Raw genomic sequence first — 14,776 nt, forward strand, 5'->3', positions numbered from 1 at the left:
CATTGTCCGTTCCGGGGTGGGAGAGGCGGCTTCCGCCGTACTGACGCCGGGCCCTGCGAAATAGTCGTGCGGTGTTGAAGTGGAGTTTTGCGGACAAAGTGAGCACTCGCTGCGTTTGCACGAATGCCCGCTTTGATGGCTTTGACCAGCACGTTTAGCCGATCTTTGGCGAAGTTTTAGGGGCGATACATGACGGCAGTCCTTGCATTGCGGATAATATCGGGCGCGGCGACGTGCGGGTTGCGACTTGCCTTCCGCCGCGCGTTCTCAGCGCAGCGGGACGCGGCTTTCCCGGTTACGCGGCAGGCGCGCGGGCGATGACCTTGATCTCGAAATCGAACCCGGCGAGCCATTTGACGCCAATAGCGGTCCAGTTCGGGTAGAGAGCCTGATCGAAGACGGAGGCTTTGACTTCCATGATGTCACCGAACTGGATTTCCGGATCGGTGTGGAAGGTGGTCACGTCGACGATGTCATCAGTGGTGCAGCCTGCAGCTTTCAGAACGGCCTTCAGATTATCAAAAGCAAGCGCGACCTGTTTCTTAAAATCAGGTTCGGGCGAGCCGTCTTCGCGGCTGCCGACCTGGCCGGAGACGAAGACCAGATCACCCGATTTGATCGCGGCCGAGTAGCCGTGCTGCTCATATAGCGCGTGCCGGTTGGGGCTGGCCGGAAAAATTGCTTCGTTGTTGAGTGCCATGGGGACCTCTCATGTCTGGTATGGATTCGTTCACCGCTTTCAAATACGATGCGTATGTGGAGCTACTCATATACATCTCGTATGTCAAGTGGCGTGCGCTACGTATGTAAAAGGAGGCAACCAGTGGCTAGCAAGACCCGAGCCGAAAAGATGGAAGAGACGCGCGAGAAACTCATTGCAGCGGGCCGGAAAGCGTTCGCCGAGAAGGGATTTTCTGCGGCCTCTATGGACGAACTGACTGCGGAGGCCGGTCTGACGCGTGGCGCACTCTATCACAACTTCGGTGACAAACAGGGTCTGATGGCGGCTGTGGTGGACCAGATTGACACAGCCATGGCAGCCAAGGCGCAAGCTGCCGGTGAGAAAGCCGGTGGCGGCTGGAAGGGTCTCATGGCCGAGGGTGCGGCCTACATCGAGATGGCGCTTGAGCCGGAAGTGCAGCGCATTGTGCTGCTGGATGGCCCGGCTGTCCTTGGTGACCCGTCACAATGGCCGAGCCAAAACCGCTGTCTGCAAGCTACTATTGCGACATTGCGCGACCTCGCCGCTGACGGTCGGATCAAAGCCATTGACATCGAAGCGCTTGCTCGGCTGTTGAACGGTGTCGCCCTCAACGCGGCGCTCTGGGTTGCCGCCAGCGATAATGCCCGCGCAACCTTGCCCAAGGCCATCGCGGCCTTTGAATGTCTGGCATCCGGTGTCCTGAACACGGAGGCGGACGCGGTAGGAGAGTTCTGCTGACCCGTTAGTTCTGCGAGTAACCCTCTGTCACTCCCTCTACATAAAACAAGACATTGGTGCGACCCGCAGCATCAGTCATTACGGGCTCTAACCGGCCCTTGCGCACACTTGGCGACGGAATCGCGCATCGCTGGTGGCAACCGGGGTTCGGACGCTTGAGAGCGTTCATTGGCCTCAAATGATCTCGTCTTCGTCGAACAGCGGGTCGTCGGCCATCTGGGCGGTCAGGCCGTCGACGGCGGTCTCGGCGTGGGCGACCGAGGCGACGCGGGCGAGGTGGAACACCGCGTCGCCCTCGTTGACGACCGGCATCACGGCGCGGCCGACGATGATGCCGTCGAAAGGGGCCTCGATCTCGCGTTCCTCGCGTCCGAACGGATCCGAGACGGCGGCGAGGACGGTGCCCGCGGCGACGACGTCGCCGTCGCGTTTGAAAACCCGCAGCAGGCCGCCGGAGGGCGCGCGCAGCCATTTCGACGCGGTGCACACCTGCGGCGGCGTGGTGGCCGCAGCGATGCCGCGCCCGCCGACCATGCCCTTGTAGCCCAGCACCCGCAGGATGCCCGCGACGCCCGCACGCACGGAATGTTCGTCGAAGCGCAGGCCCTCGCCCGCCTCGTAGAGCAGGATATCCTTGCCCATCGCCTTCGCCGCGCCGCGCAGGGACCCGTCGCGCAGGGGCGATTGCAGGATGACCGGCGCGCCGAAGACCTGCGCCAGATCCATGGTCACCGGATTGTCGGGTGAAATGCGGATCTGCGGCAGGTTGGTGCGATGGACAGCCGCCGAGTGCAGGTCGATGCCGAAGTCCGACCGCGCGACGATCTCGGTCAGGAACAGATGCGCCAGACGCGAGGCGAGCGAGCCTGCGGGACTGCCGGGAAAGCTGCGGTTCAGATCGCGGCGGTCGGGCAGATAGCGCGAGTGGTTCATGAAACCGAAAGCATTGACGATGGGAATGACGATCAGCGTGCCCTTGACGGCCTTGCGTGCCGTCGCACGCAACAGGCGGCGCACGATTTCCACCCCGATAACCTCGTCGCCGTGGATACCCGCGCTGACGAAGACGACCGGTCCTTCGGACTTGCCGTGAATGACATGGACCGACATCGAAACCGGCGTGTGGTCCGACAGGTGGCTGACGGGCAGGTCGATCGTGGCGCGCCCGCCCGGTGCGACGGAGTGTTCGCCGATGGCGAAAGGCGCGCGCGGCATGTCAGCCCTTGCCCCTGGTCTTGGTGGCACCGGGCTTGGCGACCTTTTCCAGATGTTCGATGATCTTGCCCGCGATATCGATGCCGGTGGCGTTTTCGACGCCTTCGAGGCCGGGAGAGGAATTGACCTCCATCACGACCGCGCCGTGGTTGGCGCGCAGCATGTCGACGCCGCAGACCTGCAGCCCCATGGACTTGGCCGAGCGGATCGCGGTTGAGCGTTCCTCGGGCGTCAGCTTGATGACGGCGGCCGACCCGCCACGGTGCAGGTTGGAGCGGAATTCGCCTTCGGCACCGGTCCGCTTCATCGCCGCGATGACCTTGCCGCCGACGACGAGGGCGCGGATGTCGGTGCCGCCCGCTTCCTTGATGAACTCCTGGATCAGGATGTTGGTATTGGTGGCGCGGAACGCCTCGATCACGGATTTGGCGGAGCGGTCGGTGTCGGCCAGAACGACGCCGAGGCCTTGGGTGCCTTCCAGCAGCTTGATGACCAGTGGCGCCCCGCCGGCAAGGGCCAGCACCTCCTCGGTCTGTTTCGGGTCGTGGGCGAAGGTCGTCACCGGAAGGCCGATGCCATCCCGCGCCAGTAGCTGCATCGAGCGGAGCTTGTCGCGCGAGCGCCCGATGGCGACGGATTCGTTGAGGGGATAGACGCCCATCATCTCGAACTGGCGCAGAACGGCGAGACCGTAGAACGTGATCGACGCGCCGATCCGCGGGATAACGGCGTCGAAGCCTTCGAGTTTCTCGCCGTTGTAATACATCTCGGGGCGGCGGCTGGCGATGTTCATGTAGCAGCGCAGCGTGTTGATGATGTGCAATTCGTGGCCGCGTTTCTCGGCGGCTTCCTTCAGGCGCTGGTGGGAATAGAGATTGGCGTTACGAGCCATCATGGCGATTTTCATTGGACTGCCTTTCCGCGCCGCCTGGGCGCAAGGTTTGGGTCTGTCTTCAATCGGGTCCGGCGGGTGTGCACGGCCACATTATGGGCATTCAGCGCGGTGCGTCCGACGATCATCGCGCTGCGCATGTTGGACCGGTCGGTCAGAGACAGGTCGATCCGCCAGGTGTGACCCGCGATCAGAAGGTCGGTGCGGATGACATAGCGGGTTTCGGGCACGCCGCTGGTATTCTTGATATCGCGCGTGTCGTGAATCGGGTGTTCCAGCGTTGCGCCGATTTTCGCACGGGCATGGCGCACGCGAAACCGGACCCAGGGCTGGCCGTCGCGCTCGAAAGGTTCGATCCGGTCGGCATGAAGCGCAGAAGTCCGTGCGCCGGTGTCGATCTTGGCCGCGATGTCGGGCAGACCGAGTTTCGGCAGACCGACCCTCTCCATCCAGCCGACGACAATCAGTTCTTTTGGCTTGGACACCGCCATCCCCTTGATCGGACTATGTGTCCATAGCGGCTACATCTATCCGAGTAACGGGCAAAGGAAAGCAGCATGTGCAGGGCGGCGTCGGCGCGTCAGCCATATTCCCGTTTGTCGTCAATGACTTTTCCGTCGTTCGGCAGCGTGTCGACGCGGCTGATACGGCCCTTCAGCTTCAGGGTCTGGGCCACGCTTTCGCCCCATGCGCGCGGGTCACCGTCATCGGCCTCGATGGCGATATCCATCGCATCCATCTCGCCCTCGCGGGTAACGGTGACGCGGGCGGCGCGGATCTCGGGATGGCGGGCGACCAGTTCGGCGACCTGTTCGGGGCGAACGAACATGCCCTTGATCTTGGCGGTCTGATCGGCGCGGCCCATCCAGCCCTTGATGCGGACATTCGTGCGCCCGCAGGGGGAGGTGCCGTCCATCATCGCGCTCAGATCGCCGGTGGCGAAGCGGATCAGCGGATAATCGGGGTTCAGCGTGGTGACGACGACTTCGCCGACCTCGCCGGGCGCGACGGGATCGCCGGTGCCGGGGCGGACAATTTCGAGGATAACGCCTTCATCGACGATCATGCCGTCCATGGCATGGCTTTCATAGGCGATATTGCCCAGATCGGCGGTGGCATAGCATTGCAGGCAGGCGATGCCCCGGTCGGCATATTCCTGTCGGAGCGACGGGAACAGCGCCCCTCCGCCGACCGCGGCGCGCGTGAAGGCGAGCGTCTCGCCCATCTCATCCGCCCGGTCGAGGATCACCTTCAGGTAGTCCGGCGTGCCCGCATAGGCGGTGCAGCCGATGTCCTTCGCGGCCCTGACCTGAAGGTCGGTCTGGCCGGTGCCGGCGGGCAGGACCCGCGCCCCGACGGCGCGCGCGCCGCTTTCGAAGATCATTCCGGCGGGGGTCAGATGATAGCCGAAGCAGTTCTGCACGGTGTCGGAGGGTCCGATGCCGCAGGCGTGCAGGAAGCGACCCATGCGCCACCAGTCATGGGTGATGCCGCCGGGTTCGTAGATCGGGCCGGGCGACTGGAACACATGCGCCACGTCGCCGACGTGCAGACCGCCGAACGGGGGCTGTCCGGTCTGCCATCCGGACAATTGCGCTTTGCGCAGGACGGGCAGTCTGGACAGGTCCGACAGGTCCCGGATATCCATATCCGACAGGTGGCTTCCGGGTATCCTTGCCACCCGGTCCAACTGTGTCCTCAAGGCGTTCAGCTGGGCGGCGTGTCGCGCGTCCGTCGAACGGGTTTCCAGATCGTCGTAATGGCTCATTCCACCCCCCAATACCGCAATGCTCCGTCGAAGCTGGGCGCGTGAAAGCACGGAACACCCGCCGCTTCGATCGCCGCGAAGGCGGCCATATCGTCGGCACCTACGCCCGGTGCCGGTTCGCGCAATGCCACGCCGCGGATGCGACCCGGATGGCGGGCGATCACATCGCGGTAGACGATGGCGTCCTGTTGTCCGGAATCGCCCATCAGATAGGCGGGAAGGTCCGGGTTCACAGCCAGCAAGGTGTCGATCGCCGCGCCCTTGTGCGTCAGGTGGCTTGCGCCGACACCCTCGTCCGTCAGGCCAAGGTCGCGCAGGAACATCGGACCCTTGGGCACGCCTTCGCGCGCGAACAGACTGTCGAGAAAATCATGCAGGTTCCAGGGGCTGGATGAGACGTAGAACACCGGGTTGCGCCCCCCATCGACCAGAGTGGTCATCAGCGCGAGGGCGTCATCATGCACCTGTCGCGTCAGGGCGGAACCGGTGAAGGTCGTCCAGAGGTTTCGGGCCAGTGAATGCGCGCCGGTCTGGATCATCGTGTCGTCGATATCCGAGAGGATCATGTAGTCGGCATCGGGCGCGGGGATGCGGGCGGGAAACGGGACCGGAGGCTGGCCCGCGATGGCCAGCGGCACATCGACCCAGCCTGGGGCGAAGTCGCCCTGCACGATCAGCCGGACATAACCTTCGGCATCCGATGTCGCGGTGACGCCGGCGCCGGTGACAGGGACGTCAGCCACTTCGTCGGTGACGAACAGATTCACCATCTGGCGCAGGTTGGTCCACCTAGATTGCTCCGCATCCGGCTCGCTCCGCCGCAGATGGCTCAGAACCCGACCGCGCAGCACGACGCCTTCGGGCGTGGCATAGCCGAGATAGGGTTCGAGGACAGGTTCGGAATCGTCGCGGTCGCCGATCCGCTCAAGTCCGGATTCGACAAGACGGGCCGCGCGTCGGGCAAGCGGTTTCAGCAAGTGGACCTCCGATATGTTCCGAAGGTCAACGGCTTGCGGCGGCAGAAGGGTCCAATGCAATCGTGCGTCATGCCGCCCTCAGCGGGTAGGCCGCGAGCGGTTCATAGATCGGGCCCCTTGGTGTCAAAACGGACGACCAGAGCATGGCACCCGTCACAGGGGCCTGCGGCATGGACGGCACGCCGAGGCGGGATATCGTCGCGGGCAGGTCGGACGTCTCGGACGGAGCCGAATTGGGAAAGCGCACCAGCGTCACGTGCGGGCGGAAGCGTTCGCACGGCAGGTCGATTCCGGCGCTGCGGGCGGCATTGCGGACGGTCTCGCGCAGGGCGGTCAGATCGGCACCGGGCATCAGGTCCAGCACGACCGCACGCGGTTTGCGCGCCCCCAGCGCGGCAAAGGCCAAGGGGCGCAGGGTCGCGGCAGCCAGCCGCTTGGCCGACAGAGTGTCGCTCAGCGCCTCCAGCCGTTGCTCGGGCTGGTCGTCCAGAAAGGCCAGTGTCACGTGCAGATCGTCGGGCGCGACCCTGTTGCCGCCGCGCATCCGGCCCTGTGCAGTGACCAGCGGCCCGATCCATTCGGTGGGCACCGAGAGGCCGACGAAAGCCCTCATGACAGCCACCGTTTGCGACGGCGATAGGAGCGCACATCGCGGAAGGACTTGCGCCCCTCGTCCGACATGCCGAGGTAGAATTCCTTGACGTCCGGGTTTTCGCGCAGGTCTGCCGCAGGGCCGTCCATGACAATGCGGCCCGATTCCAGAATATAGCCGTAGTGCGCGAACCGCAGCGCAACATTGGTGTTCTGTTCGGCCAGCAGAAAAGTCACGCCCTGTTCTTCGTTGAGGCGTTTCACGATGCCGAAGATCTGTTCCACCAGCTGCGGGGCAAGGCCCATCGACGGCTCGTCCAGCAGGATCATTTCGGGGCGTGCCATCATGGCGCGGCCAATGGCGCACATCTGCTGTTCGCCGCCCGAGGTATAGCCGGCCTGCGATTTGCGGCGTTCGCGCAGACGGGGGAAATAGTCGTAGACCATCTCCAGATCGTCGGCGGTCGCCTTGCCGCCGTCGCGCCGGGTGTAAGCCCCGGTCAGCAGGTTTTCCTCGATCGTCAGATGCTCGAAGCAGTGACGGCCCTCCATCACCTGAATGACGCCACGCTCGACCAGATCGGCGGGCGACAGACCCTGGATGCGATCGCCCTTGTAGAGGATCGAGCCCTTGGTGACGTCGCCGCGTTCCGACCGCAGAAGGTTGGATATCGCCTTGAGCGTCGTCGTCTTGCCCGCGCCATTGCCGCCCAGAAGCGCGGTGATGCCGCCCTTGGGAACAGAAAGTGACACACCCTTCAGCACGAGGATCACGTGGTTGTAGATCACCTCGATATTGTTGACCTCCAGCAGCGCGTCTTCGGTGGCCGGTTCGGTCGCGGGGTCGGGTTTCGCATCGAGTTGGGTATCGGGCATCAAAGGTCTCCCTCGCGTCATTGCCGGGGCCCGCACGGGGTCTGGGGAACAAGGCGATGGTTTCAGTCCAGGCCCCGGCCCGATGCGAACACCGGGCCGGGACAGGTCACATTACTGGCAGGCCAGGTCGACGTTGTTTTCCGCGGCATAGGCGGCGGAATCTTCGGCAATCAGCGGGTCGATCACCGATGCGTCGGATTCGATCCAGTCGGTAATGATCTTCCATTCCTTGGCCGATGCATCCCATTGCTGCACCTTGCCCTGACCCGATCCGCCGTGGTCCTGGCAGGACACCGTGAACGCAGGCCCGAAGTTCGGCATGCCCAGGCTTTCCATCAGCGCCTCGTCGATGACCAGCGCCTCCATCCCGTCGCGCATCATGGCGGGAGTAATGTTCGGTTCGCCATGGATTTCCTGCGCTTTCTTCACCGCCTCGGCGGCCAGCATCGCGGCGTAGAAGCCCCGGTTGTACAGGACCGTTCCGACCTGATCGCCGTTGCCCGCCGCCTTGCCCGCGCCGGTCACATATTGCTCCAGATCGGCGAAGATCGGAAAATCTGTGCCGACATTGTGCATCGCCAGCGCCTTGTAGCCATCGGCGGCGTCGCCCACCGGCAGCACGTCGTTTTCGGACCCGGCCCACCAGTTGCCGATGAACTGATCCATCGGATAACGGATGTTCGCGGCTTCCTGGATGGCGACCTGGTTCATGACGCCCCAGCCCCACATGATGACGTAATCGGGCTGTTCGCGACGGATTTGCAGCCACTGGGACTTCTGCTCCTGACCGGGGTGGTCGACGGGCAATTCGGTCAGTTCGAACCCATGTTTGACCGAGAGCTCCTGCAACGTCCGGATCGGCTCCTTGCCATAGGCGGAGTTGTGGTAGAGCAGCGCGATCTTCTTGCCTTCCAGGCTGCCGTCATTTTCGGACAACAGGTAGTTGATCGCGATCGACGCGCCGTCCCAGTAGTTGGCCGGATAGTTGAAGATGTTGTTGAACACTTCGCCGTTCGCGGCCGAGGTGCGGCCATATCCCATCGTGTGCATCGGGATGCCGTCGGCGGCGGTCTTGGGGATCAGCTGATAGGTGATGCCGGTCGACAGCGGCTGATAGACAAGCGCGCCTTCGCCCTTGGTCGACTCGTAGCATTCCACACCTTTTTCGGTGTTGTAGCCGGTTTCGCATTCGATGACCCGCGTCGGCACGCCGCCGATGCCACCATCGCGTTCGTTCAGCAAAGTGAAGTAGTCGGCATAGCCATCCGCGAACGGGATGCCGCCCGCCGCATAGGGGCCGGTGCGATAGCTGAGCGACGGAAACACGAGTTGCGCCATCACCGGGGTCGCGGCCATCATGGCCGCAACGGTCAAAGTCAAAAGTTTCATCGGTGTATCCTCCCTAAGGTTCCGATATTCACGGGCGGGATCTAGCCCGCCTTCTCAATGACCCGGCCCGTCAATGCGGGAAGGGCCACAATCTCAGTTTTTCCTTCGTCACGCGCCATATCTGCGCCAGCCCGTGCGGCTCCACGATCAGGAAGAACACGATCAGCGCGCCGACGATCACCAGATTCAGATGTGCCACGATGTCGGTGGGCCAGCCCAGCAGATCGACGCCGACCAGCTTGAGCACGACCGGCAACAGCACGAGAAACGCAGCGCCCGCGAAACTGCCGAAGATAGAGCCAAGCCCGCCGATGATGACCATGAACAGCACGAGGAACGATTTCTGGATGCCGAAAGCCTCACCCACCTCGACCGCACCCAGATAGATCGTGAAGAATAGCGCGCCCGACACGCCGATGAAGAACGACGACACCGCGAAGGCCGACAGTTTGGCGCGCAGCGGATTCACTCCGATGATTTCGGCGGCGATGTCCATGTCGCGGATCGCCATCCATTTGCGCCCCATCGTGCCGCGCGTCAGATTGCGCGCGACCCATGCAAGGACGATCACGAACACGAGGGAGAAGGCATATTGCGCCCAGGCCTCGGTGTTCGGTCCGGTGACGGTAATGCCGAAGACGCTGCGCTCCGGCGCGCTGATCTGTCCGGAGGCGGAGTAGTTGTAGAACCACGGCACCTTATTGAAGAGCCAGACGAGGAAGAACTGCGCGGCCAGCGTGGCGACGGCGAGGTAGAACCCCTTGATCCGCAGGGACGGCAGGCCGAACAGCGCGCCGACGGCGGCAGTGACGAGGCCCGACAGCAGCGTGACGGTGAACATATCCATCCACGGAAACGCGGTCATGAATTTGTAGGACGAATAAGCCCCGACGGCCATGAACCCGCCGGTCCCCAGCGACACCTGCCCGCAGTAACCGACCAAGATGTTCAGGCCGAGCGCGGCGATGGCATAGATCAGGAACGGCACCAGCAGCGAGCTGGCCCAGTAATCGTTGACCAGAAAGGGGACGACGAAGATGGCAAACGCCAGAATGACCCAGTAACCCCAACGGTCGAACTTGATCGGGAAGGTCTGATTGTCGGCAGGGTAGGAGGTTTTGAAGTCTCCGGCTTCACGGTAGAGCATGGCATCCCCCATCGATGGGCGTCACCCATTCTGCAATTGTCGTTTTGTCCGTCGTGTCGATAGGACCCACCGCCTCAAACCCTCTCAATGATCTTCTCCCCGAACAGGCCCTGCGGACGGAACACCAGGAAAACCAGCGCCAGCACATAGGCGAACCAGTTCTCGGTCGCGCCGCCAAGGAACGGCGCGCCGATCAGGAATTCGAACAGCTTCTCGCCGACACCAATGATCAACCCGCCGACGATGGCACCGGGGATCGACGTGAACCCGCCCAGCATCAGGACCGGAAGCGCCTTGAGCGCGATCAGCGACAGCGAGAACTGCACACCGGATTTCGCGCCCCACATGATGCCAGCGACCAGTGCCACGAAGCCCGCGATGGACCAGACCAGCACCCAGATGAAGTTGAGCGAAATGCCCACGCTGAGCGCGGCCTGGTGATCGTCGGCCACGGCCCGCAAGGCGCGGCCCTGCTTGGTGTATTGGCTGAACAGCACCAGACCCGCGACCAGCAGTGCCGCGATGATCGTCGCCACGATATCCAGATTGTCGATGAAGAAGCCGTAGCCGAAGGCCTCGAACGTGGTCTGGTCGATCCAGTCGTTGATGCCCTGCGGCAGGCCGACGTCCAGCTTCTTGATCTCGGACCCCCACATCAGGTCGGCGACGCCTTCGAGGAAATACGCGAGGCCGATGGTCGCCATGAACAGGATGATCGGTTCCTGGTTCACGAGGTGCGAAAAGATATAGCGATTCACCAGCCACGCGAAGCCCGCCATCACCACCACGGTCAGCAGAATCGCCAGCAGGGCCGGGGCCTGCCATCCGAAATACTGGATATCGGTGCCGAAGATCGCGTTGATGAGATAGCTGAACGGCACCTGTCCGTTCTGGATGCCCACCAGCGTCATCGCGGCAAACAGAGCCATGACGCCCTGAGCGTAGTTGAAAATACCGGACGCCTTGAAGATCAGCACGAATCCGAGGGCGACGAGCGCATACATCACGCCCGCCATCAGGCCGTTCAGGGCGACTTCCATTCCGAAGAGCAGTTGGTCGGGCATGGTTTTCCTCAGCTTTCCAGATCGGGATCAGATGCAAGAAACAGGGCGTGGAGTTTGCCGCCGCGCGCGGCACATCGCTCAGTCATGCGCGACCCCCAGATAGGCGTCGATCACGGCCTGATTGTTGCGCACTTCGTCAGGTGTGCCGTCACCGATCTTGCGGCCGTAATCCATCACGACGACCCGGTCCGACAGGTCCATGACGACGCCCATGTCGTGTTCGATCAGGGCGATCGTGGTGCCGAATTCATCGTTCACGTCGAGGATGAAACGGGACATGTCCTCCTTCTCCTCGACGTTCATGCCGGCCATCGGTTCGTCCAGCAGCAGCAGGCTGGGTTCGGCGGCCAGCGCGCGGGCCAGTTCGACGCGCTTCTTCAGGCCATAGGGCAGGCGGCCCACCGGGGTTTTTCTAATCGCTTGAATTTCAAGGAAATCAATGACCCTTTCAACCGCCGCCCGGTTCTCGGTTTCTTCCTTCGCCGCGCGACCCCACCAGATCGCCTGACTCAGCATATTGGTCTTCATGTGGCCCAGCCGTCCGGTCATGACGTTGTCCAGAACCGACATGCCCTCGAACAGGGCGATGTTCTGGAACGTCCGCGCGATGCCCTGCTGCGCGACCTCGTAAGGCTTCATTTTCGGACGCAGCTTGCCGCGATACCAGACCTCCCCTTCCTGCGGGACGTAGAAGCCGGAGATCACGTTGAGCATCGACGACTTGCCCGCCCCGTTCGGCCCGATGATGGCACGGATCTCGCCCTCGCGGATATCGAAGGAAATGTCCTTGATCGCCTCGACCCCGCCAAAGCGCAGCGTGATGTTGCGCAGGTCCATGACCGTGCCGCCGATGGTGCGGCCGTCGGGGGTGGTGATGGTGTCGGTGTCTAGCATGGTGTTCTCCGTAGGGCTGCAGTCAACCCTTCACCCACCCGCGCTGAAGTAATTCCCATTCCGTGGGCCGCTACGTGACCAGAGGTCAGATCGGAGGAAGAAGATCGCTTCCGTTCTCCAGAAGACCGCTCTTGCCAGCCATCCGAATTGACGACGCGAGGAGTAACCCGAAGACATGCGCAACGAATGGGATGCTCAATCGCATCATCCTGAAAACCTCTTGTTCCGTTGGGACGACAAAAGCAAAGAAGCCGTTTCGAACCGCACTTCCCGTTGCGTCTAGAACCGGGATCAATATCCAAACAACCCCCATCTTCATGCCGAACGGCATCGACAGAAACGGCAGGCCCAGCGCGATTGCGCCGAGCGGAATCGCAACCCTGAATAAGGATAGCACATCCCCGATCTTCTCGAACAGATCGAGTGATCGTGCCATGATCCAACTTGTGTGCCACATAGGGGGTAGTTTGGGCTACTAAATCGGTCGGAAGCAAGGTCACTCCGCCGCCTCCAACGCCTTGCCCGTCACCGGCACGACCGCCGCGTCGCACATCTTCACGGTTGCCTTGATCTTGCCCTTGCGGCCGTCCTCGTAGGTCACGTCCGTCTCGGTATAGACCTCGCCCACATCGCCATAGAGGCCTTCGATCAGGTCGGCGTATTTCTCCTCGATGATCCGGCGGCGGACCTTCTGGGTGCGCGTCATCTCGTCGTCGTCGGCGTCGAGTTGTTTGTGCAGGACAAGGAAGCGGTGGATCTGACAGCCCGCCAGCATGTCGTCTTCGGCGACGGATTTGTTCACCGCCTCGACGTGGGCCGTGATCGTGGCCAGCACGCGGGGGTGCTGCGCCAGTTCCTGATAGGAGGCATAGGCGATGTTATTGCGCTCGGCCCAGTTGCCGACGGCGGTCAGGTCGATGTTGATGAAGGCGACGCAGCGGTCGCGGGTGTTGCCGAAGACCACGGCCTCGTAGATGTCGGGATAGAACTTCAGCTTGTTTTCGACAAACTTGGGCGCGAACAGCGCGCCGTTCGCCATCTTGCCGACGTCCTTGGCGCGGTCGATGATCCGCAGGTGGCCGGTGTCCGGTTCGATGAAACCGGCGTCGCCGGTCGCGACCCAGCCTTCGGCGTCCTTGGTGGAGGCGGTGCTTTCGGGGTTGTTGTAGTATTCGACGAAGCTGCCGGGCGAGCGATAGAAGACTTCCCCGCTTTCCGCGATTTTCAACTCGACGCCGGGTGTCGGCGTGCCGACCGTGTCGGAGCGGACTTCGTGGTCCTTCTGCTGGGTGATGAAGACCGAGGCTTCGGTCTGACCGTAAAGCTGTTTCAGATTGATCCCGATCGAGCGATAGAAATCGAACAGTTCCGGCCCGATCGCTTCGCCCGCGGTATAGCCGACACGCACCCGGCTCAGGCCCAGCGTGTTCTTCAGCGGCCCGAACACCAGCAATTCACCCAGACGATATTTCATCCGGTCGAACAGGCCGACAGGCTCGTCGTCCAGAAGCCGGGGTCCGACCCCTTTGGCATGCGCCATGAAGTGGTCGAACATCGCCTTCTTGATCTTCGAGGCGTCCTCCATCCGGATCATCACGTTGGTCAGTTGCGTCTCGAACACGCGGGGCGGGGCGAAGTAATAGGTCGGACCGATTTCGCGCAGGTCCTGCATCGTGGTGTCGGCGCTCTCGGGGCAGTTGACGCAGAACCCGGTGACCATGGCCTGCCCGATGGAAAAGATGAAATCCCCGACCCAGGCCATCGGCAGATAGGCCAGCACGTCGTCGGTCTGGCGCAGGTGGTCAAACCCGCTGGAGGCAAGTGCGGTCGACACGATATTGTCATGGCTCAGCACGACGCCCTTGGGTTTGCCCGTCGTGCCGGAGGTGTAGAGCATCACGCAGGTTGTGGCGCCGGTCTGCTGCGCCCGGCGACGGTCCATTTCGGCGCGGTCGGCAGTGCGCCCTGCTTCGCGCAGGGTGGCGATGGACGACATGACGCTGTGGTCGTATTTGCGCAATCCGCGACCGTCCAGATACAGGATGTGGCGCAGCCCCTCGATCCGGTCGCGGACCTCCTCGACCTTGTCGACCTGCTCCTGATCGGCGGCGATGACGAACTTGGCGCTGCAGTGACCCAGCACATAGGCGATCTCCTCGCCCACTGCGTCCTGATAGAGCGGCACCGGGATCGCCCCGGCGCATTGCACGGCGACCATCGACATATAAAGCTGCGGACGGTTGCGTCCGATGACGGCGACATGCTCGCCGATCTCCAGACCGAGGGAGATCAGGCCAAGCGCCATCTCTTCGATCTCGGTGCGGGCCTGATCCCAGGTCCATTGCTGCCAGATGCCGAATTCTTTCTCGCGATAGGCGGGCGCATCGGCAAAGGCCGTCGCGTTCCGGTCCAGAAACTCCGGAATCGTGTGCAGGTCGGTCATGTCGGTCGTCCTCCCTCCGCGGTCCTGACGAAACGCGGCCTCCGATGCCACCATCCACGGTGATTCCTTCAATGGTGTT

At 62.8% G+C, this 14,776-nt stretch carries 15 protein-coding genes; 1 reads left to right on the forward strand and 14 read right to left on the reverse strand.

Annotated features, from left to right (window positions below; translation table 11 throughout):
• Positions 1 to 295 precede the first annotated feature (295 nt).
• Positions 296 to 700: a RidA family protein gene (locus BMY38_RS03605; RefSeq protein WP_092759821.1), complete on the reverse strand. Its 405-nt coding sequence runs from the start codon at positions 698 to 700 to the stop codon at positions 296 to 298.
• A gap of 123 nt (positions 701 to 823) precedes the next feature.
• Between BMY38_RS03605 and BMY38_RS03610 the strand changes: the two genes are divergently transcribed.
• Positions 824 to 1,441 carry a TetR/AcrR family transcriptional regulator gene (locus tag BMY38_RS03610; protein WP_245737488.1) on the forward strand — a complete coding sequence of 206 codons (618 nt, stop codon included), beginning with the start codon at positions 824 to 826 and terminating at the stop codon, positions 1,439 to 1,441.
• Positions 1,442 to 1,615: 174 nt separating this feature from the next.
• Here BMY38_RS03610 and BMY38_RS03615 read toward each other — a convergent pair whose 3' ends face one another.
• The 13 genes from BMY38_RS03615 to BMY38_RS03675 all read right to left on the reverse strand — a co-directional run bounded on the left by BMY38_RS03615 (position 1,616) and on the right by BMY38_RS03675 (position 14,697).
• Positions 1,616 to 2,656, reverse strand: coding sequence for a succinylglutamate desuccinylase/aspartoacylase family protein (locus BMY38_RS03615; protein ID WP_092759825.1), 1,041 nt, complete (start codon positions 2,654 to 2,656; stop codon positions 1,616 to 1,618).
• 1 nt (position 2,657) lies between these two features.
• Positions 2,658 to 3,563 carry a 30S ribosomal protein S6--L-glutamate ligase gene (gene rimK / locus BMY38_RS03620; protein WP_092759827.1) on the reverse strand — a complete coding sequence of 302 codons (906 nt, stop codon included), beginning with the start codon at positions 3,561 to 3,563 and terminating at the stop codon, positions 2,658 to 2,660.
• Positions 3,560 to 4,039 (reverse strand): ATP-dependent zinc protease family protein, encoded by a 480-nt coding sequence (locus BMY38_RS03625; protein ID WP_092759829.1) that lies wholly within the window; start codon positions 4,037 to 4,039, stop codon positions 3,560 to 3,562. Before BMY38_RS03625 ends, rimK begins: the two co-directional genes overlap by 4 nt.
• Positions 4,040 to 4,128: 89 nt before the next feature.
• Positions 4,129 to 5,316, reverse strand: a complete 1,188-nt coding sequence (locus BMY38_RS03630; RefSeq protein ID WP_092759832.1) for a phenylacetate--CoA ligase family protein — start codon at positions 5,314 to 5,316, stop codon at positions 4,129 to 4,131.
• Positions 5,313 to 6,293 (reverse strand): phosphatase domain-containing protein, encoded by a 981-nt coding sequence (locus BMY38_RS03635; protein WP_139204644.1) that lies wholly within the window; start codon positions 6,291 to 6,293, stop codon positions 5,313 to 5,315. Before BMY38_RS03635 ends, BMY38_RS03630 begins: the two co-directional genes overlap by 4 nt.
• Before the next feature lie 67 nt (positions 6,294 to 6,360).
• On the reverse strand, positions 6,361 to 6,906 hold the full coding sequence (thpR, locus tag BMY38_RS03640; protein ID WP_092759836.1) for an RNA 2',3'-cyclic phosphodiesterase: 546 nt from the start codon (positions 6,904 to 6,906) through the stop codon (positions 6,361 to 6,363).
• Positions 6,903 to 7,760, reverse strand: coding sequence for an ABC transporter ATP-binding protein (locus tag BMY38_RS03645; protein WP_092759838.1), 858 nt, complete (start codon positions 7,758 to 7,760; stop codon positions 6,903 to 6,905). The genes thpR and BMY38_RS03645 overlap by 4 nt, the downstream gene beginning before the upstream one ends.
• Before the next feature lie 111 nt (positions 7,761 to 7,871).
• Complete coding sequence (locus BMY38_RS03650) at positions 7,872 to 9,149, reverse strand: ABC transporter substrate-binding protein (RefSeq protein ID WP_092759840.1); 1,278 nt, start codon at positions 9,147 to 9,149, stop codon at positions 7,872 to 7,874.
• A gap of 70 nt (positions 9,150 to 9,219) precedes the next feature.
• Positions 9,220 to 10,296, reverse strand: coding sequence for a branched-chain amino acid ABC transporter permease (locus BMY38_RS03655; protein ID WP_092761165.1), 1,077 nt, complete (start codon positions 10,294 to 10,296; stop codon positions 9,220 to 9,222).
• 74 nt (positions 10,297 to 10,370) lie between these two features.
• Positions 10,371 to 11,360 carry a branched-chain amino acid ABC transporter permease gene (locus BMY38_RS03660; RefSeq protein ID WP_092759842.1) on the reverse strand — a complete coding sequence of 330 codons (990 nt, stop codon included), beginning with the start codon at positions 11,358 to 11,360 and terminating at the stop codon, positions 10,371 to 10,373.
• Positions 11,361 to 11,438: 78 nt separating this feature from the next.
• On the reverse strand, positions 11,439 to 12,254 hold the full coding sequence (locus tag BMY38_RS03665) for an ABC transporter ATP-binding protein (protein WP_092759844.1): 816 nt from the start codon (positions 12,252 to 12,254) through the stop codon (positions 11,439 to 11,441).
• Positions 12,255 to 12,339: 85 nt separating this feature from the next.
• Positions 12,340 to 12,690, reverse strand: a complete 351-nt coding sequence (locus tag BMY38_RS03670; RefSeq protein WP_139204645.1) for a hypothetical protein — start codon at positions 12,688 to 12,690, stop codon at positions 12,340 to 12,342.
• Between the two features lie 60 nt (positions 12,691 to 12,750).
• A complete protein-coding gene (locus BMY38_RS03675; RefSeq protein WP_092761167.1) occupies positions 12,751 to 14,697 on the reverse strand; it encodes an AMP-binding protein in 1,947 nt (648 codons plus the stop codon).
• Between the last annotated feature and the right edge of the window lie 79 nt (positions 14,698 to 14,776).

Origin of the sequence: Jannaschia helgolandensis (genome assembly GCF_900109285.1) — a bacterium.
Taxonomy (GTDB): Bacteria; Pseudomonadota; Alphaproteobacteria; order Rhodobacterales; family Rhodobacteraceae; genus Jannaschia; species Jannaschia helgolandensis.

Bases quoted from the DNA above. Each gene is read 5' to 3' on its own strand.
- BMY38_RS03605 (WP_092759821.1), bottom strand. From the start codon at position 700: ATGGCACTCAACAACGAAGCAATTTTTCCGGCCAGCCCCAACCGGCAC.
- BMY38_RS03615 (WP_092759825.1), bottom strand. From the start codon at position 2,656: ATGCCGCGCGCGCCTTTCGCCATCGGCGAACACTCCGTCGCACCGGGC.
- rimK (WP_092759827.1), bottom strand. From the start codon at position 3,563: ATGAAAATCGCCATGATGGCTCGTAACGCCAATCTCTATTCCCACCAG.
- BMY38_RS03625 (WP_092759829.1), bottom strand. From the start codon at position 4,039: ATGGCGGTGTCCAAGCCAAAAGAACTGATTGTCGTCGGCTGGATGGAG.
- BMY38_RS03630 (WP_092759832.1), bottom strand. From the start codon at position 5,316: ATGAGCCATTACGACGATCTGGAAACCCGTTCGACGGACGCGCGACAC.
- thpR (WP_092759836.1), bottom strand. From the start codon at position 6,906: ATGAGGGCTTTCGTCGGCCTCTCGGTGCCCACCGAATGGATCGGGCCG.
- BMY38_RS03645 (WP_092759838.1), bottom strand. From the start codon at position 7,760: ATGCCCGATACCCAACTCGATGCGAAACCCGACCCCGCGACCGAACCG.
- BMY38_RS03650 (WP_092759840.1), bottom strand. From the start codon at position 9,149: ATGAAACTTTTGACTTTGACCGTTGCGGCCATGATGGCCGCGACCCCG.
- BMY38_RS03655 (WP_092761165.1), bottom strand. From the start codon at position 10,296: ATGCTCTACCGTGAAGCCGGAGACTTCAAAACCTCCTACCCTGCCGAC.
- BMY38_RS03660 (WP_092759842.1), bottom strand. From the start codon at position 11,360: ATGCCCGACCAACTGCTCTTCGGAATGGAAGTCGCCCTGAACGGCCTG.
- BMY38_RS03665 (WP_092759844.1), bottom strand. From the start codon at position 12,254: ATGCTAGACACCGACACCATCACCACCCCCGACGGCCGCACCATCGGC.
- BMY38_RS03670 (WP_139204645.1), bottom strand. From the start codon at position 12,690: ATGGCACGATCACTCGATCTGTTCGAGAAGATCGGGGATGTGCTATCC.
- BMY38_RS03675 (WP_092761167.1), bottom strand. From the start codon at position 14,697: ATGACCGACCTGCACACGATTCCGGAGTTTCTGGACCGGAACGCGACG.